This window comes from uncultured Halorubrum sp. (assembly GCF_937146585.1).
GTDB lineage: Archaea > Halobacteriota > Halobacteria > Halobacteriales > Haloferacaceae > Halorubrum > Halorubrum miltondacostae.
This window is the reverse complement of sequence record NZ_CAKZRO010000162.1, coordinates 1-6,132: the sequence shown is the minus strand read 5'-3', so window position 1 is coordinate 6,132 and position 6,132 is coordinate 1. Positions and strand designations below refer to the sequence as shown.

Here is a 6,132-nt window from a genome sequence, read left to right as displayed (position 1 = left end):
CTCGCGGTCCGGGATCGCGTCCTGCTCGGCGACGTACAGGCCGGCCTCGCGGAACGCTTCGCGGTACTCCTCGCGGCTCCACAGCGTCATCTCGACGGCGATGTTCTCCTGCCACGCGTGGGTGGTCTCGCTCTCCGCGAAGTAGTTGACCGCGCAGTAGAACGTACCGCCGGGCTTCAGCACGCGCCGGACCTCTTCGAGCGTGTGGACCGGGTCGGCCGCGTAGTAGAACGCCTCCATCGAGAAGACGTGGTCGAACGAGTCGTCGGCGAAGGGCAGCTCGTCGAAGTCGCCGACGAGGAAGCCGACCGCGTCGTCGTCGGTGTACCCGCGGGCGTTGCGGGCCATCTCCGGCGCGCCGTCGAGTCCGTAGGCGCGGCCGATCCCCCGCTCGCGGAGCGCGCGGAGCGCGTAGCCGGAGCCGGTGCCCAAATCGAGGACGGCGTCGCCCTCCTCGGCCGGCATGCGCGCGAGGACGTGTTTCGCGGTGTGCCAGTGTCTGTCCTCCATCCCGCGGTCCTTGCCGGTCGCCGCCCACTCGTCGAACTCCTCGCGAACGCTCATACCGGCCGGACGGGGAGAGCGGTGAAAAACGGCGGTGTTTTACCGGCTCCCGTCCCGGTCGTGGGTATGAAACGACCGCGGGCGCTCCGCCGGCCAGACTTCCGGGTGGCCGACATCGCCCAGCAGTCGGTCGGCGGCTTCCTGCTCGCGGGGCCGTTCGTCGTCACCGCGGAGGTGTGGGAGCTCGCCGCGGGGATGAACTGGATCCAGGCCGCCGTGACCGCGGCGCTCGTCGGACTGATCGGCTACGCGGCGTTGTACCGGGCCGACACCGGGCGCGACGTCGACGAGGAGCCGGACCTCGTCGGGATCCCGACCCGCTTCGTCTCGCTGATGACGGTGTCGTTCGGGTCCGTGCTGCTGCTCGCGCTGATCTTCGACGCGCCGCAGACGTTCCTCGTCGAGGGCGGGATCGGGGACGGCGCGGTGGTGGCGACGACGGCGAAGGCCGTCGCCGTCGGCGCGGTGTTCAGCGTCGTCGGCGCGGCGACCGCCGACAGCGTGTTCTGAGCGGGCGCGGGCGCGCGGACGCGGACTCGACCGCACCGCCGCAGTCCCCGGCCGCCCTCACACCACGACCGAGACGACCGCGAAGAGGATCAACACGCCGGCGATGTCACAGAGGTTCGTCACCACGGGGATCGTCGTGTCGTCCGGGTTGAGCCCGACGCGGTAGGACACCTCGACGGCGGCGACGCTGGCGACGACGACGAGGACCGCGAGACAGAGGCCGGAGACCAGCGAAATCAGCAGCACCCGGCCGAGCGCGAGCGACCCGCCGAGTGCGAGCCCGATGCCCCACGCGGCGATCCCCACGGCGCCGAAGACGGTCGCCGCGAGCCCGAACACCGCCCCCGCGTTCGCTCGGAGGGCCGGGTTCGACGGGCTGAGCTCGTAGGTCCCGAGGTACAGCTGGGTCGTGAGCCGCGAGCAGGTGATCGCCGCGAGGTTGCCCGCCGTGCCGATCTGGACGGGCACGAGGACGAGCAGCGCCGGGTACCGGAGCAGGACCGCCTCGTACGTCTCCAGCACGGTCCCCGAGACGAGTTGGAGTACCGACAGCGCGGCGAGGAGCGGGATCATCGTCCGGACGATCCGCCGGATCGACCACTCGTCGACCGCGCTCGGTGCGGAGTCGGTCACGACACCGCCCCCACGGCGGCGACACCGACCAAGAGGAAGAACACGCCGAACACGTCGCCGAGCGTCGTCACCACCGGCCCGATGACGTTGTCGGGGTCGAGCCCGCGGCGGTAGCCGAGGAAGATGACCGCGATGAGCACCGTGATCATGAGCACGGCGGAGAGGAAGCCGGCGACGACCATCACGCCGACCAGCTGGAAGAGGCTCCCGCCGTCGCCGAACAGGACGAGCGTCGCGTAGGTGACGACCGCGATGAACACGGAGACGGTCATCCCGTTCAGGAAGGAGGCGACGACCGCGTTCGTGATCCGGCGGTCGAGGCGGAACCGGGGTTCGATGATCCCCTGGTGGAGCCCGGTCGAGAGCCGCGCGCCGAGCGAGCCGTACACCCCGCCGCGGGTGGCGAGGAACGCCGGGAGCAACAGGAGGAGCCCGGGGACCTCCGCGATGTTCGCGCGCATCGTCTCGGAGGCGAGGATCGTTCCCGCGAACAGCCCGGCGATCAGGCTGACCGATATCACCGGGAGGGCCTGCCGGTAGACGTCGCGCGCCGAGTCGTGACCGGGCATCGGACGCACCGACGGCGGGCGGGGCAAAAAAACCGACCGGCGGCCGCGCGGCCGTCGCGATCTCCAGTCGAAACGAAGGGGGCAGAGGGCCGCCGGGCGGCGAGCGGCGGGGGGAGCGACCCGGCCGCGTCCGACGGTCTCGGACTGCGCCGGCCCGCACCGTTAAGTCGATCCGGCGAGTTCCGATCGCATGGACTACTCCCTCGTCGTCGAGAACGGGCCGGAAACGATACCGGGCGGGACAGGACTCCTGCTCGTCCACCCGAGCATCGGCGAGACGGACCGGATCGACACCGACTTCCTGAAGACCGACACGGACGCGTTCCTCGTCGTCTCCACCCGGACCACCGCGCGGGAGGTCGAACAGAAGCTGGAGTACTACGACGTCGACGAGACGAAGGCGACCATCCTCGACACGCTCTCCGTGGAGCGCGGCTACTCCCGCCGCACCGCGGACGACGTCTACTACGTCTCGGCGCCGGACGACCTCGACGGCGTGGTCGACCGCGTCGAGCGGTTCCTCACCGAGAACGAGGGGAAGCGCCGCGTCTCCGTCGACTCGCTCACCGAGATGGCCTACTACGCCGACGACGACGCGGTGTACGAGGCCGCCGCCGAGATCCTCGACCTCCTCGACGAGCACGACGCGGTCGGGATCTTCCACCTCTCCGAGGAGGTCCACGAGGTCGCGACGCTCGACCGGTTCCGAGAGCTGTTCGACGGCGTTATCGACCTCGACGGCGAGGGCACCGTCACCGTCGACGTCTGAGCGCGGGAGTCGCCGCGGCCGGGGCGTCCGTCACTCCTCGTCGTCGACGAGCGCCGCGAACGTCTTCTCCGCCCACGCGACCGCGTAGGGCGCGCCCCGGTCCCTGTAGGCGGTCGTGTCGAGCGCGCCGTACGGCGCCGGGAGGTCGAGGCCGTGTTTCACCGCCGAGCAGGCGTACTCCGTCGCGCTCGGGAACTCCGTGTCGCCGCGCGCGACCTCGCCGGAAAGGCCGCCGAGCCGGCCGGAGAGCCGCTCGCCGGCGTCGACCCACGCGTCGTACAGCCGGGGGTGCTCCGACTCCCACGACGCGAACGCGTCGCGGGTGTGGAGCCCGACCCACGCGTCGAACAGCGCGTTCGCGACCTGGAAGACGTCGGTCGGACCGAAGCCCGTCGTCGACGCCCCCGTCTCGGGGTCTGGGCGGCGGATCGCCGCGTCGAGGTCGCGGTAGCGCTCGCCGAAGAACGGGAGGAACGTCTCGGGGAGGCCCGCCGAGTCCCCGCCGCTCACCGCGCCCGGCGCCGGGTCGCAGTCGATCTGGACCAGGCGCTCGGCGACGAGGAAGGCGAGGAAGTCCTCTGGCGTCCCCTCCGCGCGCCGCTTGACGAGGACGGCGGGCGGGTCGGTCTGCGTGGTCCGAACGACGGTCCCGTCGCCGGGGAGGCCGACGGTGAACGCCGGGCCGGCGTGCTTGCCGAGCAGGTCCGGCACCGCTTCGGGGAGCCACTCGCCGGGGTACGACGCGGGGTCGAGCGCGTCGACGAAGAGGCCGAGGTCCTCCGCGGCGGCGGGCGGGAGCGTCTCGAAGTCGGACTCGACGTCGAGCACGGGCGAGCCGGGCGCGTAGCGGTCGCGGACCGCGGCGAGGTCGTCGTCGAGCGACCGTGGCGAGAACATCAGCCGAGGACGTACGAGAGGATGATGAGCGCCGAGAGGACGGCCGAGATGCCGACCGTGCCAACCACGATCTGGGTCGATTTGGACATGCGAGACACTGGGTTCGCCGCTCGTTAAAATCATCCGGTCCGCGCCAACCGTGCGGCGATTTTATGGAGTCGGACGAGAGTACGCACGTATGCGAGTTCGCGACGCGGTCGAGGCCGACGCCGCGGCCATCGGGTCGATGACGGACCGACCCCGCGGCGTCGTCCAGAACATGATCCACGACCGGTCGGTTCGCGTCGCGGTGACGGACGACGCCGCGTCGGAGCCCGACGAAGGTGCCTCGCCGTCGGACCGGAACGGCGACGGCGACGAAGGGGACGGCGAGGGCGACGACACTCCGGTCGACGCGGTCGCCGGGTTCGTCGCGTTCGACGTGCGCGACGGGACGGTCCACGTGACGAACTTCGAGGGCACCGCGGCCGCGGTCGAGCGGCTGTTCGAGGAGCCGATCGGTTTCGCGAAACGAGAGGGCATGACTGTCGAGGCCATCGTTCCGACGGACGGGGTCGGCCCGGGCGTGGTCGGCGCGTTCGGGTTCGAGGCCGCGGGCTCCGGCCCGCGGATCGAGGGGTCGTCGACGACGCGGTACCGGTTCGATCCGGAGGAGGGCGGCTGAACGAGTCGCGGATCGGCCGGTCCGAGGGCGAACGGTCCGGACGCCGCGACGCTCAGTCCGTTTCGGCCACCGCCACCGCCGCTTCGTTCCGTCGCATGAACGGGGGCGTCCACGGGTCGTCGTAGCGGAGGAGGTAGGGGTCGCCCACGGGCTCGACGCCCTCCCGTTCGAGCGTCGAGAGGAGCTTCCGCGTTCGGCGTTCGACCCGCCACGCGGGAGCGTACCACGAGAACCGGTCGACGGCGACCCGCTTCGCGGGCTCGGTGACGAGGGACACGTCCGACGCCGTCGGTTCGGGCGCCGTCTCGGGACCGTACTCCGCGGGGAGGTAGAACCCCATTCGGACCGCGTCAGTGTCCGTCGCGGCCGTCTCGGACCGAACGGGCGCAGTCATCGAGATCGACTCGCCGTTCCGCGTTTGGACGGGCGCGGTCATCGAGATCGACTCGCCTCCCCGGTTGTCGCCCGAGATGTACTCGAAGAGTCGTCGAAACGCACGTCGCTGATCCGGCGCCGTCGTCTCGACGAGGATCGTCCGCGGATACTGACGGATCTCGACGCCGTTCAGCGTTCGTAGCCGTTCGTACGGCACCGATTCCGCCTCTCTGCTCGAGTAGATACCCCAGCCGACCCAGCCGGCGAACAGCGCGCCGCCACCGGCGAGCAGCGCCTTCGTGAGCGGTCTCATACGACCGCTTCGTCGCCGGAGGTGATTAACCAACGGTCGGGCGAGGTCGACGCGCCTCCGGTCGCGCCGCACGGATACTCCGCTTCCGACGTCTCTTCGCGGGAGCTTCGAGCGATGCGAGTTCGGGCCCCTATCGGAGCCGCGTCGGTCAGTCGAAGCGGTCCTGGACGATCTCGAGGGCCTCCTCGCGGTCGTCCCAGTCGACGAACACCGCGACCGAGGTAGCGCTCGTGATCAGGTCGATGATGTTGATCCCGGCGTCCGCGATGGGCGCGATGATGTCCTGGATGACGCCCGACTGGTTGGGGAGCTCGCCGCCCGTGACGCGGATCACCGCGATGGGGTCGGCGACGGTGACGGAGGAGAGCGCCTCGTCGGTGACGACCGCCTCGTGGAGCAGCGCCTCGGCGGTCTCGGCGACGTCGACGTCGACGTAGAAGGTGACCGAGTCCATCCCGGAGGCGACCGCGTCGATGTTGATCTCCTCGGCGCGGAGCGCGCTCGCCAGTTCAGAGAGGATCCCGGGGCGGTTGCGGATCGCCCGTCCGGCGATGGTGAGGCACGCGAGCGGCTCCTCGCGCATGTCGATCAGGCTCTCGAACTCGCCTTCGATCCGCGTGCCGCCGCGGAGGAGGTCCCCGTGTTGGTAGTGGACGACCCGGACCGCGAGCCCCTCGTCCTTGTACGACAGCGCGGACGGCGCGACCACCTCGGCGCCGCGGAACGAGAGGTTCCGCAGCTCGTCGACGGTGATCTCGCCCACGTTGCGCGCGCCCTCGACCACGCGGGGGTCGCCGGTCATCACGCCCTCGACGTCGGTGACGATCACGACCTCGTC

Annotated in this window: 9 protein-coding genes; 3 read left to right on the top strand and 6 right to left on the bottom strand. The window is 70.8% G+C overall.

The annotated features are described in order from the left end of the window. The coding region (locus tag Q0116_RS13705; protein WP_297889510.1) for a class I SAM-dependent methyltransferase at nucleotides 1-564 on the bottom strand (564 nt) is incomplete at its 3' end. 66 nt (nucleotides 565-630) lie between these two features. On the opposite strand from Q0116_RS13705, the gene Q0116_RS13700 reads away from it, so the two are divergent. Next, nucleotides 631-1,074 carry a DUF2391 domain-containing protein gene (locus Q0116_RS13700; RefSeq protein WP_297889508.1) on the top strand — a complete coding sequence of 148 codons (444 nt, stop codon included), beginning with the start codon at nucleotides 631-633 and terminating at the stop codon, nucleotides 1,072-1,074. Between the two features lie 57 nt (nucleotides 1,075-1,131). On the opposite strand, the gene Q0116_RS13695 is transcribed toward Q0116_RS13700, so the two are convergent. Beyond that, nucleotides 1,132-1,707: a magnesium transporter gene (locus Q0116_RS13695; RefSeq protein WP_297889505.1), complete on the bottom strand. Its 576-nt coding sequence runs from the start codon at nucleotides 1,705-1,707 to the stop codon at nucleotides 1,132-1,134. Further along, on the bottom strand, nucleotides 1,704-2,276 hold the full coding sequence (locus Q0116_RS13690; RefSeq protein WP_297889502.1) for a magnesium transporter: 573 nt from the start codon (nucleotides 2,274-2,276) through the stop codon (nucleotides 1,704-1,706). Before Q0116_RS13690 ends, Q0116_RS13695 begins: the two co-directional genes overlap by 4 nt. A gap of 190 nt (nucleotides 2,277-2,466) precedes the next feature. Between Q0116_RS13690 and Q0116_RS13685 the strand changes: the two genes are divergently transcribed. Beyond that, a complete protein-coding gene (locus Q0116_RS13685) occupies nucleotides 2,467-3,045 on the top strand; it encodes a hypothetical protein (RefSeq protein ID WP_297889499.1) in 579 nt (192 codons plus the stop codon). 30 nt (nucleotides 3,046-3,075) lie between these two features. On the opposite strand, the gene Q0116_RS13680 is transcribed toward Q0116_RS13685, so the two are convergent. Next, entirely contained in the window at nucleotides 3,076-3,942 is an 867-nt protein-coding gene (locus Q0116_RS13680; RefSeq protein ID WP_297889496.1) for a hypothetical protein, read from the bottom strand. Between the two features lie 178 nt (nucleotides 3,943-4,120). On the opposite strand from Q0116_RS13680, the gene Q0116_RS13675 reads away from it, so the two are divergent. Next, nucleotides 4,121-4,606 (top strand): hypothetical protein, encoded by a 486-nt coding sequence (locus Q0116_RS13675; protein WP_297889493.1) that lies wholly within the window; start codon nucleotides 4,121-4,123, stop codon nucleotides 4,604-4,606. 52 nt (nucleotides 4,607-4,658) lie between these two features. On the opposite strand, the gene Q0116_RS13670 is transcribed toward Q0116_RS13675, so the two are convergent. Continuing rightward, nucleotides 4,659-5,294 (bottom strand): heme-binding protein, encoded by a 636-nt coding sequence (locus Q0116_RS13670; RefSeq protein ID WP_297889490.1) that lies wholly within the window; start codon nucleotides 5,292-5,294, stop codon nucleotides 4,659-4,661. A 148-nt stretch (nucleotides 5,295-5,442) separates the two neighbouring features. After that, on the bottom strand, nucleotides 5,443-6,132 hold a 690-nt coding region (locus Q0116_RS13665; protein WP_297889487.1), incomplete at its 5' end, for an ACT domain-containing protein.

Coding starts and splice junctions, on each gene's coding strand:
- Q0116_RS13685 (WP_297889499.1), top strand. CDS start 2,467: ATGGACTACTCCCTCGTCGTCGAGAACGGGCCGGAAACGATACCGGGC.
- Q0116_RS13680 (WP_297889496.1), bottom strand. CDS start 3,942: ATGTTCTCGCCACGGTCGCTCGACGACGACCTCGCCGCGGTCCGCGAC.
- Q0116_RS13700 (WP_297889508.1), top strand. CDS start 631: ATGAAACGACCGCGGGCGCTCCGCCGGCCAGACTTCCGGGTGGCCGAC.
- Q0116_RS13675 (WP_297889493.1), top strand. CDS start 4,121: ATGCGAGTTCGCGACGCGGTCGAGGCCGACGCCGCGGCCATCGGGTCG.
- Q0116_RS13690 (WP_297889502.1), bottom strand. CDS start 2,276: ATGCCCGGTCACGACTCGGCGCGCGACGTCTACCGGCAGGCCCTCCCG.
- Q0116_RS13670 (WP_297889490.1), bottom strand. CDS start 5,294: ATGAGACCGCTCACGAAGGCGCTGCTCGCCGGTGGCGGCGCGCTGTTC.